The organism is Sphingobium sp. MP9-4 (genome assembly GCF_005281675.1).
Taxonomy (GTDB): domain Bacteria; phylum Pseudomonadota; class Alphaproteobacteria; order Sphingomonadales; family Sphingomonadaceae; genus Sphingobium; species Sphingobium yanoikuyae.
Window position 1 is genome coordinate 1 of the sequence record NZ_LUFI01000057.1, and the last position, 16,138, is coordinate 16,138.

Here is a 16,138-nt window from a genome sequence, read left to right on the forward strand (position 1 = left end):
GCACACCCGCCAAGGTCAATGCGACCGCTGGTCTCGAGGCCAGCGAAGGAGTAAACTCGGCCAGCGTCTCGGATGGCAGTCATGAGAGCGTATATCTGTGCCCGTTTTATGTGACGCCCCCGGCCCGGCGACAGGCTCCGGTCGCTCGATCTGCTCCAGCACCTCGCGGCCACCGGTCGCGGTCATCACTACTGCTCGCATGTCTTTCTCCTATCTTGAATGATCGTTCCGCAATCGGTCAAAAAAGGGGTCAGCGCAGCGCGCGCATGACCATCTCCTGCAGGGCAGCCAGGGTTGATCGGTCGGCGCCGCCACGCCCGGCGACGCGGATCCCGGCGATATTGGCGATCAGGAATTGCGCGAGAGCCTCGGGATCGAGGCTGGCTGCAACATCGCCCTCACGCTGCGCTTCGCGCATGCGGGCGACGATGGCCATGTGCAATGTCCTGCCCAGTGCCGCATGGATATCGACCAGGTCCGGCCGCGAGGCACCGAACTCGCAGGTCGAGCCGACGCCGAGACAGGGCATGTACGCTGTCGCCACGACATGGCGCAGCATGGCGGCAATCCCGTCGATGGCGCGCGCGCCGCTGCGAAGCGCCTCGAAATGCGCCGCGCATTCGCCCATGCCGTAGCGCCGCACCGCCGCGCAATAGAGCTGCCACTTGTCGCCGAAGGCCGCGTAGAGGCTCTGCCGCCCGATGCCCATGGCGTCCACGAGCATCTGCGCCGAACTGCCCTCATACCCATGCTCGCTGAACACGGCGATCGCACCGTCCAGGGCAGCATCCGTATCGAATTCTCGAGGTCTTGCCATAAGCCATGTATAGCGCTTCTGGAACGATCATTCAAGTATGGCGGCTCGGTTTTGCTTTCAGCACAATTTGCGGGTGGCAGTGGCCGTTAGGTGAGGATCGCCCGATCGTCAGATCTTCAAGGCGCGCAATCGCAGCGAATTGCCAATGACGCTGACGGACGACAGCGCCATCGCCGCCGCAGCGATGATCGGCGACAGCAGCAGTCCAAACGTGGGATAGAGCGCCCCCGCCGCGATCGGCACGCCTGCCGCATTGTAGATGAAAGCGAAGGCGAGGTTCTGGCGGATGTTGGCCATCGTCGCCTGCGACAGGCGTCGCGCGCGGACAATGCCGGTGAGATCGCCCTTGAGCAGCGTTACCCCCGCGCTCTCGATGGCAACGTCGGTCCCTGATCCCATGGCTATGCCGACATCAGCGGCGGCGAGCGCCGGCGCGTCATTTACGCCGTCACCCGCCATGGCCACCACCTTGCCCTGCGCCTTCAGGCGCTCGACCACCGCCGCCTTCTGGTCCGGCAGCACATCGGCCTCGACCTCATCAATGCCGAGCTTTCTGGCGACGGCTTCGGCCGTGGTGCGATTGTCGCCGGTCAGCATGACGATGCGGATGCCTTCGGCATGCAGGGCCTTCAGTGCCTCAGGCGTGGTCGCCTTGATCGGGTCGGCGATGGCGAAGATGCCGCCGATGGCATTGCCTATCCCGATATAGATCGCCGTCGCACCGTCGCGGCGCAACTCATCCGCCTGCCCGGCGAGCGACGCCGTATCGATCCCATGCTCGGCGAGAAAGGCGGTGCTGCCGAGCACCACTTGCCGTCCCTCGATCACGCCGACCGCGCCCTTACCGGTCGGCGAGTCGAAATCGGCGACATTGGGGATGGCGATCTTTCGTTCCTCGGCAGCCGCCACGATCGCGCGCGCAAGCGGATGCTCCGAGGCTTTTTCAACACCTGCCGCCAGCCGCAGGATGATCTCCTCGACAAATCCCGGCGCCGCGACGATCCGGGTCACCGCCGGTTTGCCTTCGGTAAGCGTCCCGGTCTTGTCGACCACCAGAGTATCGATCTTCTCCATCCGCTCGAGCGCCTCCGCGTTCTTGATCAGAACGCCGGCGGCCGCCCCCTTGCCGATACCGACCATGATCGACATCGGCGTCGCAAGCCCGAGCGCGCAGGGGCAGGCAATGATCAGCACGGAAACGGCCGCGATCAGGCCATGCGCCAGACGCGGCTCTAGCCCCCATACACCCCAGGCCGCGAAGGCGAGCAGCGCTACGGCGATGACGACCGGCACGAACCAGCCCGACACCTGATCAGCCATGCGCTGGATCGGCGCACGCGAGCGCTGGGCATCCGCGACCATCTGGACGATGCGAGCCAGCATCGTGTCGCGCCCGACTTTTTCCGCCCGGATGACGAGCGCGCCGGTCTGATTCAGCGTACCTCCTACGACCGCTTCGCCGACTACGCGCGTCACCGGCATGGATTCGCCGGTCACCATCGATTCATCGATCGATGAGCGCCCCTGCTCGACCACGCCATCCACCGGCACGGTTTCCCCGGGCCGGACCCTGAGCCGCTCGCCGATCGCAATCGCCTCGACCGGCACATCTTCTTCCACACCGTCTGCCCCGATGCGTCGTGCGGTCTTCGGCGCGAGATTGAGAAGCGCGCGGATCGCGCCGGACGTCTGTTCCCGGGCGCGCAACTCCATAACCTGACCAAGCAGCACCAGCACGGTGATGACGGCGGCCGCCTCATAATAGACCGCGACCGCGCCATCAGCGTCACGGAAAGCCTGCGGGAAGAGCTGCGGCGCGAATGTCGCGACGATGCTGTATCCCCAGGCGACGCCGGTCCCCATCGCGATCAGCGTGAACATGTTGAGGCTGCGGTTGACGATCGACGCCCAGCCACGCGCGAAGAACGGCCATCCGGCCCACAGCACCACCGGCGTCGCCAGGGCGAACTGGATCCAGATCGAGATGTGCATCGGCACCAGATGGTGCAGCGCCGGGATCAGGTGGCCGCCCATCTCCAGCAGGAACACGGGCAAGGCGAGCGCGAGGCCGATCCAGAAGCGCCGGGTCATATCGGCAAGTTCGGGACTGGGTCCGGCATCCGCCGCCGCGATCAGCGGCTCCAGCGCCATGCCGCAGATCGGACAACTGCCCGGCGCGTCCCGGCGGATTTCCGGATGCATCGGGCAGGTCCAGATCGTGCCCTCCGTTACGGCTGCCGTTAACGCCGCAACGGGGTGATGCTCATGGCGATCAAGTCTATGGGTGTGGCTAGGGTGGGAATGATCGCCATGGGTAGCAGCACCCTCATGGTGCGGCTCGGCATGCGCTACCCGTGCTGCATAATGCACGGGGTCGGCGTCGAACTTCGCCTTACAGCCGGCCGAGCAGAAGGCGTAACGCTCGCCTTCATACTCAGCCTTGTGAGCGGTCCTGGCGGGATCGACCACCATGCCACAGACCGGATCATGGTCGACGTGACCGGACGGCGTTTCGCCGTCCGGCTCATGATGGTGATGATGGCCGTGCGCCCCAGTCACCTCGGCGGCGCGTTCGCTCTTCTGATCGTCGTCGGCCATTCATCACCTTTCACACGCCGCGCGTGCCTTCCGGTCTTTGTTCACTCCTCGATCAGATGGAACTCTTCGAGCAGCTTGGCGATCTCTGTGCCTTCGAGCTTCTTCATCAGCAGCTTGCGCAGGAAGGCCGGTCCGGGAAGATCGATGCCCTTGCCGTCCCGCAGCGGACCGATCGCAGCAAGAAGTGTACGAATATCATAGGTCGAGTTGAAGACCTCCGGCACGCCGCGCTCGACATTCATCAGCGTGTAGACGGCCTCCATCGGGGTTCTCACCGAATATTCCGTGGTGAAGATGCAGTCCCGCTGCTTCGATTCCGCGAACTGGCCGATGAAGGCGAAGTTGACCGCGCCCTCCGGCACCACGTCCGGCCGGTCACCCGCCTGGCGCGGCATGAAGAAGGCGGTAATATAGGGCATCATCGTGGGAACGGTGCTGGCGCCGGATGCCGCGAGTTCGGGAATGTCCTCGACCGGCACGCCGAGGTGATAGAGCCATTCCTGGGTGATCTCCTCACCGGTGCATTCCTGCATCGGCTTCTTCACGAAGTCGCCGGGGCAATCGACAAAGAGCGCGTAGAACCAGGCGATCATCTGATCTTTGGGCTGCTTCTTGAAATGCGGCTGGCGATGAACCGTCCAGCTCAGCAGCCACGCCGAGTCCTTCACCGTGACGATACCGGCGGAGACGATCTTGCCGGTAAAGGGGTTCCGCTTGGTGATCTTCTCGACATAGGCCGGAATGCGGGCGTCGAGGGCGGTGATGGAGGCGGAGGCCCATTTCGTCTCCGGGATATGGGCGCCGAACACGTCGGGGCGGCCGAAGGCCGGATCCTTCGCGGCGATGCGGCGCCACAGGTCCCAGGCCGGCGCCGGTCCTTCATTGAGCTTCGCCGGCGTCCTGTGGTCGCCATTGTCGGAATTCTCGGTCAGCGAGCCGATCGTGATGAAGACGAGATCGTCTGGCCCGAGATCGACGCCGCCTTCGACGCCGCGCTCTTTCCAGTGAATGCGGGTCGCTTGCTTGCGGCCGGGCTGGATGTCGAAATCGACATCGGTGACCTCGACGCCGTAGCGGAACGTGACGCCGTGATCGGTCAGCCACTTCACCAGCGGCAGGACCATCGATTCATACTGGTTATAGCGGTTGAACTTGAGCGAGGAGAAGTCGGCGAGACTGCCGATATGATGGATGAAGCGGTGCAGGTAGAGCTTCATCTCCAGCGCGGAATGCCATTCCTCGAAGGCGAACATGGTGCGCCAGTAGAGCCAGAAATTGCTTTTGAGGAAGTCTTCGCCGAAGACCTCGTTGATACGCTTGTTCTCCATCTCCTCGCGCGTCGCGAGGAAGACCGAGAGCAGGTCCTTCTGGGCCTTGTCGTTTAGCGTCAACAGCGCTTTGTCGGGCACGTCCTGGCCCTGGTTCTGCGTCGTGCGCTGGAGCGAAAAGTTGGGATCGTCCTTGTTGAGCCGGTAGAACTCGTCGAGCACGCTGGCGTCCTCGATCTCCAGCGAGGGGATCGAGCGATAAAGGTCCCACAGGCACTCGAAATGTTCTTCCATTTCGCGGCCGCCGCGAATGACGAAGCCCTTTTCGGGCACGTCCAGACCATCGAGCGCGCCACCAGGGATTTCCAGCTCTTCAAGGATGGTGATGCGGTCGCCGGAAACGCCGCCGTCGCGGATCAGGAAGGCCGCGCCGGCAAGCCCCGCCAGCCCCGAACCGACAAACCAGGCCGTCTTCTTGTCGGCGCCCTCGGGCTTGCGGGGACGCACGAAGGCTTCATAGTTTCCGCTGCTATAGTGCATGGCGAACTCCTGTTCTTCTTGTTGGGATCAGTCTGCGGAGGGCTTGTAGCTGTAGAAGCCTTCGCCCGAGGCGATGCCGAGCCTGCCCTTGTCGATGTAGTTTTCCTTCAGCCAGGCGGCGAGCGACTGAGCATGCTCGTCGCCATGCGAGAGGATGTTGTAGGGGGTGTTCAATCCGATGATGTCGTAGATCTGGAACGGCCCCATCGGCGCGCCGGTGGCGATCCGCCAGACCTTGTCGACATCTTCCGGCTCGGCATAGCCGCCGGCCGCCAGATCGGCGGCCGCGTTCAGGAGCGGCACCAAAAGCGAATTGAGGACGTAACCCGCTTTCTCCTTACGCACCGGGATCGGCACCATGCCGATGGCGGAGGCGAAGGCGATCAGGGCATCGAACACGGCCGGATCGGTGTCGTCCGTGCCCATCACCTCGGCGGTGTTGAACTTCCAGATGCTGTTGGCGAAGTGCAGCGCCAGAAACCGGTCCGGTCGGCCGGTGTAAGCCTTCAGGTCGCTCGGCAGCAGGGTCGAGCTATTGGTGGCGAAGATCGTCCTGTCCGGCGCGAGCCCCGCCAGTTTCTCGTAGAGCGCCTGCTTGATCGAAAGAACCTCCGGAACCGCCTCGATCACGAGGTCCGCGTCCGCGACGGCCGCGCCGAGATCGCTCAGCAGAGCGATCCGCTTGAGCGCCCCGGCCGCCTTGCCGCCAGCCGCGCCCGACACCTCGTTCGTGTAGGTTTCGACGAGCGCCGCCAGCCGTGCGCGCGCCTGTTCGAGCGCTTCCTCGCTGATGTCGTAGGCGACAACATCGAAGCCGCTATAGGCCGTCTGGAAGGCGATCTGGCTCCCGAGGACTCCCGTGCCGAGAACCGCCACTTTCCTGATATCGCTCATCCAATTTCCTTCTGCGCGGTATCGTCACTTAGAAACGGAGCCGCCACCTCCACCGGGACGCGGGCCAGCTTGCCGGTTTCCCGATCGACCAGGGCCCATTGGGTCAGCGAGGCGACGATCGTCCGGCCGTCTTCGGCATGGAATTCGACACATCGTGCATAGCGGGCACCCCGCGGCGCTCGGATGACCCAGGTGATCGCACTGACCTCGTCTCCCGCCCGGACATTGCCGCGATAGTCGACCTCATGGCGCAGCACGACCGCGACGAACCGGTCGCGATCCTGCGGCCGCGCGGCCGTCAGCCAATGCGCCACCGACACATCCTGAATCCAGGTCACCCAGACCGCATTGTTGACATGGCCGAGTTCGTCGATGTCGGCGTCCCGGGCGCGGAAGCGGATATGGAAGCGCCGATGCTCATCCACCTCGCCGACGAGTGGGTGTCCGTGCTCATCGCAGCCGATGCGTCGACGATCTGACACGATCCCGCTCACGAATACGCCTGCTCCTCATGCGACGAACCCAGTCCTGCCATGGCGCGGAAGAAGCCGACGAGCATCTCGTCGCGCGGCATGGCGCCTTCGACATCGCCCTGCACCGCCAGTCCCATCCAGACCGCGTAAAGACCGATACCGGTCTGCATCGGCGGCAAGGCCGGACGAAGTGCGAAGCGTTGCGTCAGATCGGCGACGAGCTCACCGAACATCCGATAGCAGGCCGCCTTGCCCTCCCGGTGCCGCTCGGCGAAAGCCGGATCGCGCCGGGCATGGAGCTGCAATTCGATCGAGAGCAGTGACCATTGTGCCTCGTCGGCCAACTTCGCGAGCCGCGCGGCCAGCACCTGCAGCGTCGCCTCGATATCGTCGCCGGAGCAGTGCGCGACCAGGTCGCGAAGCAGTGTGACCTCGTCCTGGATATGGCTTTGCAGGATCTCGACCAGCAGATCATCCTTGCTGGCGAAGTTCGAGTAGAAGGCGCCCTGCGAATGCCCTGCGGCGCTGCAGATGTTGCGAATCGACATGGCAGAGACCCCCTCCTCGATAATCGAGGAATGCGCGGCCGCGATCAGCCGGTCCCGCGTCTGGCGCTGCGTGTCCTTGCGCGTAAGCGGCATGGGTTCGTTCTCCAACCAACGGGCGAGACGTGCGAAACCTTTTCGGAGGTTCCGCGTTCTCAGTGAGACCAGATATCAACTGATATCCGAAATCAACGGCGATTTCGACCCGAAATCGTTCCTGGGCAACGAAATCTCAGTGTGAAGGAGCGCTCTTGGCTCAAACCTACATTGGCTATTCTCCGGACGTGGAGGTTCTCGGCAAGGACGAGGAGCGGCTGACCGCCGAGATCCTTGAGATCATGGCGAATACCAACCGCAAGGCGTTCGAACGCCACCGCCATGCGGTGCGCGACGCCCATGCCAAGAGCCACGGGTTCCTCAAGGGCGAACTCGTCGTACCGGAACTGCCGGAGCATCTGCGTCAGGGGCTTTTCGCTCGCCCGGCCACCTATTCCATGGTGATCCGCCTCTCATCAGCGCCGGGCGACATTCACTCCGACACGATTCCCGCCCCGCGCGGCATGGCGATCAAGGTGATCGGCGTCGAAGGCGAGCGGCTTCTCCCCGAAGACCAGGGCCAAAACCAGGATTTCCTGCTCGTCAACATCCCGACCTTGAGCTTCGGCACGATCGGTAAATATCGCCAGCTCATCAGCCTTCTGGAGAAGAATGCCCAGAACCCGGTCTTTCTCCAGCGAGCGATGGCTGGGGTGGCGCGCGGCGTGGAAGCTGCGGTCGAAGCGGTCGGCGTCGAGCCCGGCGCCACGCTGCGCGGTCTCGCGCGCGACAACGACCATCTGCTTGGCGAGACCTATCACTCGATGGCGGCGATCCGTTTTGGCGATTACATCGCCAAGATCAGCGCCGCGCCGCTTTCCGACAATGTCCGCGCGCTCACCGGCAAGGACGTCGGCACGGTGGAGGATGCCACCATGCGCGATCTGGTTGTCGAGCATTTCCGCGACCAAGGTGCTGAGTATCAACTGCGCGCCCAACTTTGCGCTGATCTCGACAAGATGCCTGTCGAGGACGCGGCGGTGCTCTGGCCCGAAGAGCTGTCGCCACACCAGCCGATCGCCACGCTGCGCATCCCGCCGCAGGACGCCTATTCGCCGGCGCGGCGGGTCTATGGCGATGACGTGCTGTCGTTCAATCCCTGGCACGGTATCCGCGATCATCAGCCGCTCGGATCGATCATGCGGGTGCGCATCGCCGCCTATGAGCGATCCACCCGCTACCGCCATGAGATGAACGCCCAGCCTCGTGTCGAGCCGACAAACATCGACGCCATCCCGGACTGACGCACCGATCGTCACACGCAATCACGAAAGGAGGCCAGCCATGGCCGAAACCGAAGACACCCCGCAGATCGACGAAACCCGCCTTCAAGCCATCCGGCGGCGGATCGAGGAAGTGGCCGGCGACGCGCCGCAGCTCGCCAAGCTCGCCCTTGAGCAGATGGTGACGAAGCACAATCCCGACCTCAAGGGCACGGCGGGCTCGGCTGGCCGTGTCGGCGCCCAGTCCGGCAATGTCTCCGAGCTCACAGCCATCGCAAACTTGAAGCCAGGCGGCGCGGACCGGCTGAAACGCATCTTCGGGCTGGTGAACGGCAATTTCGATGGCGCGCAGAAGGTCGGCACGCTCCACAATATGCGGTTCGTGTTCTTCGACAACGACACACGCATCCTGTTCGCCACCGCCTATGACGGCGACTGGGACACCTATATCAACGACTTCGCCACCAAGATCCCCGACCTGATGGACCTGCTTTTCGCTTCGGTCGAAGGTTGGCCTGGCATCGCAAGCCCCAAGGTCAAGGATTTCATCGCCGAGCATCAGATCACCGCTGCCGGCTGGTTCGTCGCCAACCCGCAGGTGACCGTCGTCGACGTGCGCCGCCTTCAGCGGATGGAGCATGCGGTCAACGAATTCCTGGACAAGGTGGGCTGAGCCATGGCGATCCTTCAGAAACTGAAAGAGCGCTTCCGGCGCGACAGCGTTACGCTCGATCTGCACGACATTCAGGCGCTGATCCTGCGAAGCCGGCCCGAGCCTTATGTCGGTATCCACGCCATGCTCCATTTCGACGAGGCGGAGGGCGCGCGCGATCTTCTCGGCCGGCTCGCGCCCCATATCGCATCTGCCGACAACTGGAGCGAGGATCTTGATTTCTGGATCGGGGCCGCACTCAGCTTCGAGGGGCTGAAGGCGCTCGGCGTTCCCGAAGCGCAGCTCAAGACATTCCCGCTCCCCTTCCAGCAGGGCATGGCCGCACGCGCGGAGCAGCTTCGCGACTTCGGGCCCAACGCGCCTCAAAACTGGGAAGAGGTGTTCAAGCCCGGCAACTGCCATCTCGCGCTGACTATCTACGCCGTGGATGATGCTGCGCTCGATAAGGCGCTGGCGACGGCGCGCACCGAACTCGACCGGAGCAGCGGCGTGACCCTGCTCGGCGAGCATCGTTTCGGCGCGCCGGATGGCGCGAAAAACCCGTTCGGTTTCCGGGATTCGATCTCCCAGCCCGCCGTCGAGGGTAGCGGCGTCGATCCGCTGCCGGGCGAGGAGCGCCCGATCAAGGCGGGCGAGTTCATTCTTGGATATGAAAGCGAGAACGGCCAACCGCTTGGCATGCCCGAGCCCGCCGGGCTGGGCAAGAACGGCACCTTCGTCGTTATGCGCAAGTACAACAGCCGGGTCGGCTGTTTTAACGCCTTCCTCAAGGCGCATGGCGAGACGCCGGAGGAACGCGAGCTATTAGCCGCCAAGATGTTCGGTCGCTGGCGTTCCGGCGCGCCCTTGACGCTGTCGCCCGATCACGACGATCCCGACCTCGGCGCCGACCCGCAGCGCAACAACGACTTCAGCTTCAAGGATGACCCCAAAGGTCGCGTTGTGCCGCTTGGCTGCCATATGCGCCGGCTCAATCCCCGCGACTCCGAGTTGACGCTGCTCACCGACGTCAACATCCACAGGATCATCCGTCGTTCCTCGACCTTCGGGCCGGTCTATTCCGAGGATGTCACGCCGCAGGACGATAAGAAAGGCGATCGCGGCCTGTTCTTCATCTTCATCAGCGCGCGTGCCTATGACACGATCGAGTTCATGCAGCAGGAATGGATCAATCGCGGGAATTTCGTCGACCTTGGCGAAGAGCGCGATCCAATCGTCGGCCTGCATGAGGAGGACGGTCGGTTCACCATCCCGCAGGCGCCCGCGCGCAAGCGCATCGACGGTGTGCAGACTTTCAATGTCATGAAGGGAGGCGAATATCTGTTCATGCCAAGCCTATCGGCGCTTAAGTGGTTGGCAGAACGACGCTAAAGCTATTCACCTGATTGTCGGTTGAGATTTGAAGTGTGCAGAGTGACCCGGAAAGTGCGGGGCTGTGCGGAAGGTTAAGTGAGTGGGAGTTGAGTTTCGGCAAGGCTGGGGATGGTTGGTCCTTGTGGCGCTTACGATTTCGACGACCGGCGATGAAATCACGTTGCTGACGTTGATGTTCCGCACTGCCGAGAACGCATCCGGCTATGCGGTGCCGACGCTGCTGACCGCGGAGCTGCTACCCGGTCTGATCGCCGCACCCTGGGCGGGCCGCTTGATCGACCGCCGGGAGGCGGCCCGCATTCTGGTCATGGTGTCAGTTCTGCAAGCGGGCGTGATAGCATTTATCGCCTATTATCCCATGTTCACGCTCGCCGGGGCCGCGCTGTTGAGCGTGCTGTTCACGATCAGCAGCGCCGCAACATTCGCGTTGATTCCAGTGCTGGCGAGCGGCTTGGAATGACCTCGCACTCGCCAATTCCCTTATGGAAATGGTTCGCAGCCTTGGAATGCTCGCTGGTCCAGTCGCTGGGGGCGTACTGGTGGGATGGATCGGATCGCGCAATGCGCTTTTAGCCGATGCCGCCAGTTTTTCCCTTTTGGCCCTCGTCGTGATGGCGAGCAGGCTTCGCCGCAAGCCACAACGGGACGATCAGGAGGAAGAGACCCTGTTCGTGGACTACCTGCCGGTGCTCCGCAATCGACGGTTGATGGTGGTTACGGGTGCGCTCAGCCTCGAAGTGTTTGCGACCGCCATAGCCGACGTTGCTTTCGTGTTTCTCGTGATGGTGACGCTGGGAGCGGGCCGACCGCGTTTGGAATGCTGACGGCACTATGGGCGGTTGGGATGTTGATCGGCGCTGGGCTGGCCGAAAGGGTTATTGGCCATAGGGTCGGACTGGCGGCGTTCGGCACGGCCGCTGTCATGGGCGCGACCATGCTGTGGATCGGCCTTGCGCCGATCGGGCTGGCAATCGTTGCCGTCGCCTTCATCCTAGGCGGCGGCGCAAACAGCATCCACAACGTCGCTGTCCGAACCTTGTTCCAGTCGGAATGCCCGCCCGCCGATCATGGCAAGGTCGCCGCGATCTATGGTGCGGTGACACGCACCGCCGTAATCGGCGGCTATGTTGCTGGCGGCTGCTTTTTTGTGCCGAATGATGCGCCAACCGCCTATCTCGTGGGCGGCCTGCTGGGCGTTGTCGCGGGCTTAGTCGGATGGCGGATATTCAATCGTAGATGGAGCGCAGCACCAATCAAAGCATCGACGCGCCAAGATTGACCTGATTGTCGTGCCCATCCGCTAACGGCTATACCAATCAGGTGGCGTGATTGAGGCGCGGTGCGGAACGGACACGATAGCGACGCCCTAATGATGTAAGGCAGAAAATATATGACCTTTCAGTTTGATCCATCATTCGATGCAGAATCACTCCACATGCCGGGAGATTCTTTGATCGAATTAGACCAGATAGAGAGTTCATTAAGAATATTGCTGCCGTCTGAGCTTCGTGATTTATTTATTGAATTCGGATCAGCGATAGTTTTCAATAATGATGTTGAATTTCCTGCGGAAAAATGCGCCTATTCCGATGATTCAGGAAGAATTGGCGTTTCAGTTATATATGGCCCTGTTGACGGAAGCTTAGGAATAATTCGCATAAACGAACAATTATCCATGCAGATTCCAAAAACATCTGTGGTTTTTGCGGAAATCGGTCTGGGTAATATGCTGTTAATTGACAGAATTGATGGAAAGATATCCGTATGGCTGCACGATGAAGCTCTGCCTTCTAGGGCGATAACCCCCGTATACGACAGCTTTCATGACTTTATCGATGCACTGGTAGCCTTCGATCCTCCTCCCCTGCCCAGTTTAAAGGAATTGGGATTGGACTTGAAAGCGATGGGGATAGAAGAGGAGTAGCTAGAGGTTACGGTTCGGCGCTGACGGAAACCACACGATAACCGATAGCCTAACTATCTAAATTAACGTGGCTTTTCCTGCCTTCTGGCGGTCGCCAGCATCTCACGGCGAAGTATGGCGTTCATGCGGGCTTGGTAGCCCTTACCCTGCGATTTGAGCCAGGCGAGCACATCAGCATCAAGGCGTGCCGTCACCTGCTGCTTGATGGGCTTATAGAAGCGCCCACGCTGCCCGTTCCGCCAGAAATCCTCTGTCAGCGCCGGAGAGTCGCTATAGTCGATCCCGCTATCCGGCATCGCCTGCAGGGCATCCAGTTCGGCCTGTTGCGCTTCGGTCAACGGCGGCAGATTGTCCGGATCGAGTTGGAAACGGACGGTATCAGCGTCTTTCTTCTTCATAACGTCGCCTTTCCGTTCGATCGGCCTTTCGAGCCGAAATCCACATACTCGCCGTCATCGTCTTGCTCGACGACAGTGTGGGCCACGAGGAGGAGCAGATGCCCTTCCACGAGGCCCAAGGTTTGCCATCGTCGCTCGCCACCTTCGATCCGATCCTGATCGCTCAGCGCGAAAGGATCTGTGAACGCACGAGTAGCGATCGCAAAGCTGACGCCGTGCTTCTTCAGATTGCTCTCGGCTTTGGCCGGGTGCCAGGAGAAGCGCATGGATGGCATTACGGAAATATAATTATGTTTTTGTCGTTACGCAAGGCGCGGCGGTTTGAGCCATCCGGCCCGCGCGAGCGTATCTGCGAGGGTCGATCGGGGCACGTTGAACGTGCGGCTGATCGACGACTTGCTAGCGCCACCGGCAAGGGCGGCGGTGATCTGATCGAGCTTTTCCGCATCGATCGTTCGCGGGCGGCCACCGTAGCGCCCGCGCCGTCTGGCGGCCGCAAGGCCTGCCATGATGCGCTCGCGCGTCAATGCCCGTTCATACTGGGCCAGCGCGCCGAACAGCGAAAACAGCAGCTCGCCATGCGGCGTTCCCGTGTCCATCTGCTCGGTCAATGACCGGAATGACACGTCACGCTCCCTGAGATCGGTCAGGATCGACAGCAAATGCGGCAGGGAGCGGCCGAGCCGATCCAGTTTCCACACGACCAGCGTATCGCCGGCTGCGAGATATTCGAGGCAGGCCCGCAGGCTCGCCCGGTCCTCGCGAGCGCCGGATGCCTTGTCGGAATAGAGATGCCGGCTATCGACGCCGGCTGCGATCAGCGCATCGCGCTGAAGATCGACCGATTGCCGGTCATCTGTGGAAGAGACGCGCATGTAGCCTATAAGCATGTCGGAAAACCCCTGATAGCTTGTTGTGGGACAGTCCTCCTTTCCGGCAGAGTTTATCGGACGCTACGGATTTTGGGCGTGCGTAGATTGCTGGAATTTCCGGGGGGATGCCTGCTAGCGGCGGAATGTGTCGTCGGGCGCATCAGGCGGGGCGCTTATCGTGTGATTTCCATTAGGTTAATCTGTTCGTGCAGCCGCTGCCGCAGCGGACCGTCTTCTGGCCGCGACGATCAATAACGGATTATCCGCCTGCTTACGCTGACCAAGTCGCATGCCCGTCGCCGAATTGATCCCGTGGCGGCTGCACACATCGCTGTCGCCATGCCCGCTTCCTGCTCCGCGCCTCTTCAATTTATCGTAGAAGCTTTTGATGTGTCTTATTAAAATCCTTGGCTTGCCGCTCTCGGTCAGACGATGATTGGACGGATTTCAGTTCACTTTCGTCCATATCTGCGATTTGCACATGATCCGCCCTGTCAGGCACCCCTTTCCCTCCATCCGCCGATCGTCGAGCGTGGTGATTGTTCCAGAGAAGGTTTGGCCGATGTCGGGTACAAAAACACTGCCGCGCCACACGCCCTTCTTTTCAGGAACAAAATCGCGAAACAGGATCAGACCTACCAGATCGTTTGTCCCGCCGCGCCGCGCATCCGCCTTGGCTTTGTCACTTGCCCAGACCACGACCCCGCACATTCTGCTTCCGCACGGCTGGGCTCGCACATGTACGCTGTCCTGCGGATTCTTCCACACTCCGAAAGAAGCGCGCTGTGCCTCGACGGACGCAGATGTTGCAAGTAGCAGCATGGCTGCCAATACGAAACTGAACCTCATCGCCATTCTTCCTCAAGGCCGGATCATCATTTGCGCGACATTTTCCGCGATCGCCATGGTAGGCGCGTTAGTGTTGCCCGACACGATCGACGGCATGATCGATGCATCGACCACGCGCAAACCGTCAATGCCACGTACACGGGCTGCCGGATCGACCACGGATGCCGAGTCACTGCCCATGCGGCATGTTCCTACCGGATGATAGATTGTTTCAGCGCGCGCGCGGATGTCGTCGATCAGAGCCTCGTCGGTCTGGACCGCGGGTCCCGGTCGCACCTCCTCGCGCAAGTGACGGGCGAGCGCCGGCGCATGAAGGAGCTTGCGGGCTAGCTTCGCGCCATTCAGCAAGACGCCCACATCATCGGGATGACTGAGATAATTGCCCTCTATGCGCGGATGAGCCGTGGGATCGGCGATCTTGAGCCCGATCCTGCCGCGGCTCTTCGGTAGAAGGTCGCAGACATGCACGGTCATTCCGTAGCCGAAGGCTGTCTTGCGGCCATGGTCACGCAGGATCGCCGGCAGGAAATGGAATTGAAGATTGGGCCGCTCCCGGCCGGCGTCGGATTTGAGGAAAGCGCCGCCCTCCGAGGCATTTGACGTCAATTCGCCTTCATGATGAAGGAAATAGCTCCATGCGCCGCGTATCGCACGAGGCAGGAAACTGGGCGCCACTCCAAATCCTTCGCGATCGGCCGTGGTTGCCACAGCCGTATAGTCGAGGTGATCGGCGAGATTGGCTCCGACTTCGGGCGCATCCAGAACGATCTCTATGCCATGCTGCCTGAGTTCGCTCGCCGGGCCGACGCCCGACAGCATCAGAATCTGCGGCGAATTGACCGCGCCAGCCGAAAGGATCACCTCTCCACCGGGGCGCAGCAGCAGGTCCCGGCCGCCGACGCGGACCCCGATGGCGCGACGGTCCTTGAACAGTATCCGTTCGACGAGGCCGTTCGTTTCGATGGCGAGATTCTTGCGCGAGCGAGCCGGATCGAGAAACGCTCGCGCCGTGCTGAACCGTTGCCCGTCTTTCTGGGTCACCTGATAGACACCAAAGCCTTCCTGGCTCACGCCATTGAAGTCGGGATTTCGCGGGTAGTGCAGTTCCACCCCAGCTTCGACGAAGTCTTCCGTAAGTGGGTTCACTCGCCCAAGATTGGAGACGCAAAGTGGCCCGGCATTGCCATGATGCTCGTCGTGGATAGCCTGATTGTTTTCGAGCGCGATAAAAAGCTCGCGCATGCGCGGCCAGTCCCAGTCAGCTCCGGCGGCCGCCCCCCAGCCCTCATAGTCCGCCCGATCGCCGCGAATGTAGACCATTGCATTGATCGAGTTGCTGCCACCCAGCGTCTTGCCGCGCGGCCAATAGAGCCGCCGGTTGTTAAGGTGAGGCTCGACTTCGGTCTCACAGTTCCAGTTCACCCATCCCGTGCGGGCAATGACGCTGACGCCAAGCGGCATGTGAATGAAGGGATTGCGATCGCGCGGCCCCGCCTCGATGAGGCAGACAGCTTTATCCGAATCAGCAGAAAGGCGGTTGGCCATGACGCAGCCGGCCGAGCCGCCGCCAATGATGATATAGTCGTACATGGAT

At 61.8% G+C, this 16,138-nt stretch carries 18 protein-coding genes and 1 pseudogene; 8 read left to right on the plus strand and 11 right to left on the minus strand.

Translation table 11 applies throughout. From position 1 onward, the window contains the following. Window positions 1–250 precede the first annotated feature (250 nt). The 5 genes from A0U87_RS17970 to A0U87_RS17990 all read right to left on the minus strand — a co-directional run bounded on the left by A0U87_RS17970 (window position 251) and on the right by A0U87_RS17990 (window position 6,518). Entirely contained in the window at window positions 251–817 is a 567-nt protein-coding gene (locus tag A0U87_RS17970; protein ID WP_137405829.1) for a TetR/AcrR family transcriptional regulator, read from the minus strand. Window positions 818–925: 108 nt separating this feature from the next. Then, complete coding sequence (locus A0U87_RS17975; protein WP_066861548.1) at window positions 926–3,415, minus strand: heavy metal translocating P-type ATPase; 2,490 nt, start codon at window positions 3,413–3,415, stop codon at window positions 926–928. Between the two features lie 41 nt (window positions 3,416–3,456). After that, window positions 3,457–5,223, minus strand: coding sequence for an oleate hydratase (locus A0U87_RS17980; RefSeq protein ID WP_035219816.1), 1,767 nt, complete (start codon window positions 5,221–5,223; stop codon window positions 3,457–3,459). A gap of 27 nt (window positions 5,224–5,250) precedes the next feature. Then, window positions 5,251–6,117: a 3-hydroxyacyl-CoA dehydrogenase gene (locus A0U87_RS17985; RefSeq protein ID WP_046407406.1), complete on the minus strand. Its 867-nt coding sequence runs from the start codon at window positions 6,115–6,117 to the stop codon at window positions 5,251–5,253. After that, entirely contained in the window at window positions 6,114–6,518 is a 405-nt protein-coding gene (locus A0U87_RS17990; protein ID WP_232313832.1) for an acyl-CoA thioesterase, read from the minus strand. Before A0U87_RS17990 ends, A0U87_RS17985 begins: the two co-directional genes overlap by 4 nt. Here A0U87_RS17990 and A0U87_RS27045 point away from each other — a divergent pair. Beyond that, on the plus strand, window positions 6,474–6,596 hold the full coding sequence (locus A0U87_RS27045; protein WP_267903939.1) for a hypothetical protein: 123 nt from the start codon (window positions 6,474–6,476) through the stop codon (window positions 6,594–6,596). The two genes, A0U87_RS17990 and A0U87_RS27045, sit on opposite strands and share 45 nt — an antisense overlap. A gap of 11 nt (window positions 6,597–6,607) precedes the next feature. On the opposite strand, the gene A0U87_RS17995 is transcribed toward A0U87_RS27045, so the two are convergent. Next, window positions 6,608–7,231, minus strand: a complete 624-nt coding sequence (locus A0U87_RS17995; RefSeq protein ID WP_017503240.1) for a TetR/AcrR family transcriptional regulator — start codon at window positions 7,229–7,231, stop codon at window positions 6,608–6,610. Between the two features lie 155 nt (window positions 7,232–7,386). Between A0U87_RS17995 and A0U87_RS18000 the strand changes: the two genes are divergently transcribed. From A0U87_RS18000 to A0U87_RS18020, 7 genes are all read left to right on the plus strand, one after another. Further along, window positions 7,387–8,475 (plus strand): catalase family protein, encoded by a 1,089-nt coding sequence (locus tag A0U87_RS18000; RefSeq protein ID WP_026109628.1) that lies wholly within the window; start codon window positions 7,387–7,389, stop codon window positions 8,473–8,475. 40 nt (window positions 8,476–8,515) lie between these two features. Further along, a complete protein-coding gene (locus A0U87_RS18005; protein WP_017503242.1) occupies window positions 8,516–9,127 on the plus strand; it encodes a hypothetical protein in 612 nt (203 codons plus the stop codon). A gap of 3 nt (window positions 9,128–9,130) precedes the next feature. Continuing rightward, window positions 9,131–10,498: a Dyp-type peroxidase gene (locus tag A0U87_RS18010; protein WP_066861545.1), complete on the plus strand. Its 1,368-nt coding sequence runs from the start codon at window positions 9,131–9,133 to the stop codon at window positions 10,496–10,498. A 115-nt stretch (window positions 10,499–10,613) separates the two neighbouring features. Next, the gene (locus A0U87_RS26795) at window positions 10,614–10,961 is read left to right on the plus strand and encodes a hypothetical protein (RefSeq protein ID WP_004207011.1); all 348 of its coding nucleotides are present in this window, start codon (window positions 10,614–10,616) and stop codon (window positions 10,959–10,961) included. A gap of 46 nt (window positions 10,962–11,007) precedes the next feature. Continuing rightward, on the plus strand, window positions 11,008–11,325 hold the full coding sequence (locus tag A0U87_RS26800) for a hypothetical protein (protein ID WP_346763663.1): 318 nt from the start codon (window positions 11,008–11,010) through the stop codon (window positions 11,323–11,325). A 20-nt stretch (window positions 11,326–11,345) separates the two neighbouring features. After that, window positions 11,346–11,780, plus strand: a complete 435-nt coding sequence (locus A0U87_RS26805; protein ID WP_232313827.1) for a hypothetical protein — start codon at window positions 11,346–11,348, stop codon at window positions 11,778–11,780. Window positions 11,781–11,891: 111 nt separating this feature from the next. Continuing rightward, complete coding sequence (locus A0U87_RS18020; protein WP_084439161.1) at window positions 11,892–12,425, plus strand: SMI1/KNR4 family protein; 534 nt, start codon at window positions 11,892–11,894, stop codon at window positions 12,423–12,425. A 62-nt stretch (window positions 12,426–12,487) separates the two neighbouring features. On the opposite strand, the gene A0U87_RS18025 is transcribed toward A0U87_RS18020, so the two are convergent. The 5 genes and pseudogenes from A0U87_RS18025 to A0U87_RS18045 form a co-directional block, all read right to left on the minus strand. Further along, window positions 12,488–12,823 (minus strand): BrnA antitoxin family protein, encoded by a 336-nt coding sequence (locus A0U87_RS18025; RefSeq protein WP_004206995.1) that lies wholly within the window; start codon window positions 12,821–12,823, stop codon window positions 12,488–12,490. Beyond that, window positions 12,804–13,098 (minus strand): annotated as a pseudogene (locus A0U87_RS18030) (BrnT family toxin). Before A0U87_RS18030 ends, A0U87_RS18025 begins: the two are co-directional and overlap by 20 nt. 27 nt (window positions 13,099–13,125) lie before the next feature. Continuing rightward, window positions 13,126–13,713 carry a recombinase family protein gene (locus A0U87_RS18035; RefSeq protein ID WP_025290601.1) on the minus strand — a complete coding sequence of 196 codons (588 nt, stop codon included), beginning with the start codon at window positions 13,711–13,713 and terminating at the stop codon, window positions 13,126–13,128. 429 nt (window positions 13,714–14,142) lie between these two features. Then, window positions 14,143–14,544 (minus strand): DUF2147 domain-containing protein, encoded by a 402-nt coding sequence (locus A0U87_RS18040; protein ID WP_066861607.1) that lies wholly within the window; start codon window positions 14,542–14,544, stop codon window positions 14,143–14,145. A gap of 12 nt (window positions 14,545–14,556) precedes the next feature. Beyond that, complete coding sequence (locus tag A0U87_RS18045) at window positions 14,557–16,134, minus strand: GMC family oxidoreductase N-terminal domain-containing protein (protein WP_066861536.1); 1,578 nt, start codon at window positions 16,132–16,134, stop codon at window positions 14,557–14,559. Window positions 16,135–16,138: the final 4 nt, after the last annotated feature.

What these genes read in the sequence shown, in the direction of transcription:
- A0U87_RS17970 (WP_137405829.1), bottom strand. Translation starts at nt 817, where the DNA reads ATGGCAAGACCTCGAGAATTCGATACGGATGCTGCCCTGGACGGTGCG.
- A0U87_RS17975 (WP_066861548.1), bottom strand. Translation starts at nt 3,415, where the DNA reads ATGGCCGACGACGATCAGAAGAGCGAACGCGCCGCCGAGGTGACTGGG.
- A0U87_RS17980 (WP_035219816.1), bottom strand. Translation starts at nt 5,223, where the DNA reads ATGCACTATAGCAGCGGAAACTATGAAGCCTTCGTGCGTCCCCGCAAG.
- A0U87_RS17985 (WP_046407406.1), bottom strand. Translation starts at nt 6,117, where the DNA reads ATGAGCGATATCAGGAAAGTGGCGGTTCTCGGCACGGGAGTCCTCGGG.
- A0U87_RS27045 (WP_267903939.1), top strand. Translation starts at nt 6,474, where the DNA reads ATGGCCGAGTTCGTCGATGTCGGCGTCCCGGGCGCGGAAGCGGATATG.
- A0U87_RS17995 (WP_017503240.1), bottom strand. Translation starts at nt 7,231, where the DNA reads ATGCCGCTTACGCGCAAGGACACGCAGCGCCAGACGCGGGACCGGCTG.
- A0U87_RS18005 (WP_017503242.1), top strand. Translation starts at nt 8,516, where the DNA reads ATGGCCGAAACCGAAGACACCCCGCAGATCGACGAAACCCGCCTTCAA.
- A0U87_RS18010 (WP_066861545.1), top strand. Translation starts at nt 9,131, where the DNA reads ATGGCGATCCTTCAGAAACTGAAAGAGCGCTTCCGGCGCGACAGCGTT.
- A0U87_RS26800 (WP_346763663.1), top strand. Translation starts at nt 11,008, where the DNA reads ATGCTCGCTGGTCCAGTCGCTGGGGGCGTACTGGTGGGATGGATCGGA.
- A0U87_RS26805 (WP_232313827.1), top strand. Translation starts at nt 11,346, where the DNA reads ATGTTGATCGGCGCTGGGCTGGCCGAAAGGGTTATTGGCCATAGGGTC.
- A0U87_RS18020 (WP_084439161.1), top strand. Translation starts at nt 11,892, where the DNA reads ATGACCTTTCAGTTTGATCCATCATTCGATGCAGAATCACTCCACATG.
- A0U87_RS18025 (WP_004206995.1), bottom strand. Translation starts at nt 12,823, where the DNA reads ATGAAGAAGAAAGACGCTGATACCGTCCGTTTCCAACTCGATCCGGAC.
- A0U87_RS18035 (WP_025290601.1), bottom strand. Translation starts at nt 13,713, where the DNA reads ATGCTTATAGGCTACATGCGCGTCTCTTCCACAGATGACCGGCAATCG.
- A0U87_RS18040 (WP_066861607.1), bottom strand. Translation starts at nt 14,544, where the DNA reads ATGAGGTTCAGTTTCGTATTGGCAGCCATGCTGCTACTTGCAACATCT.
- A0U87_RS18045 (WP_066861536.1), bottom strand. Translation starts at nt 16,134, where the DNA reads ATGTACGACTATATCATCATTGGCGGCGGCTCGGCCGGCTGCGTCATG.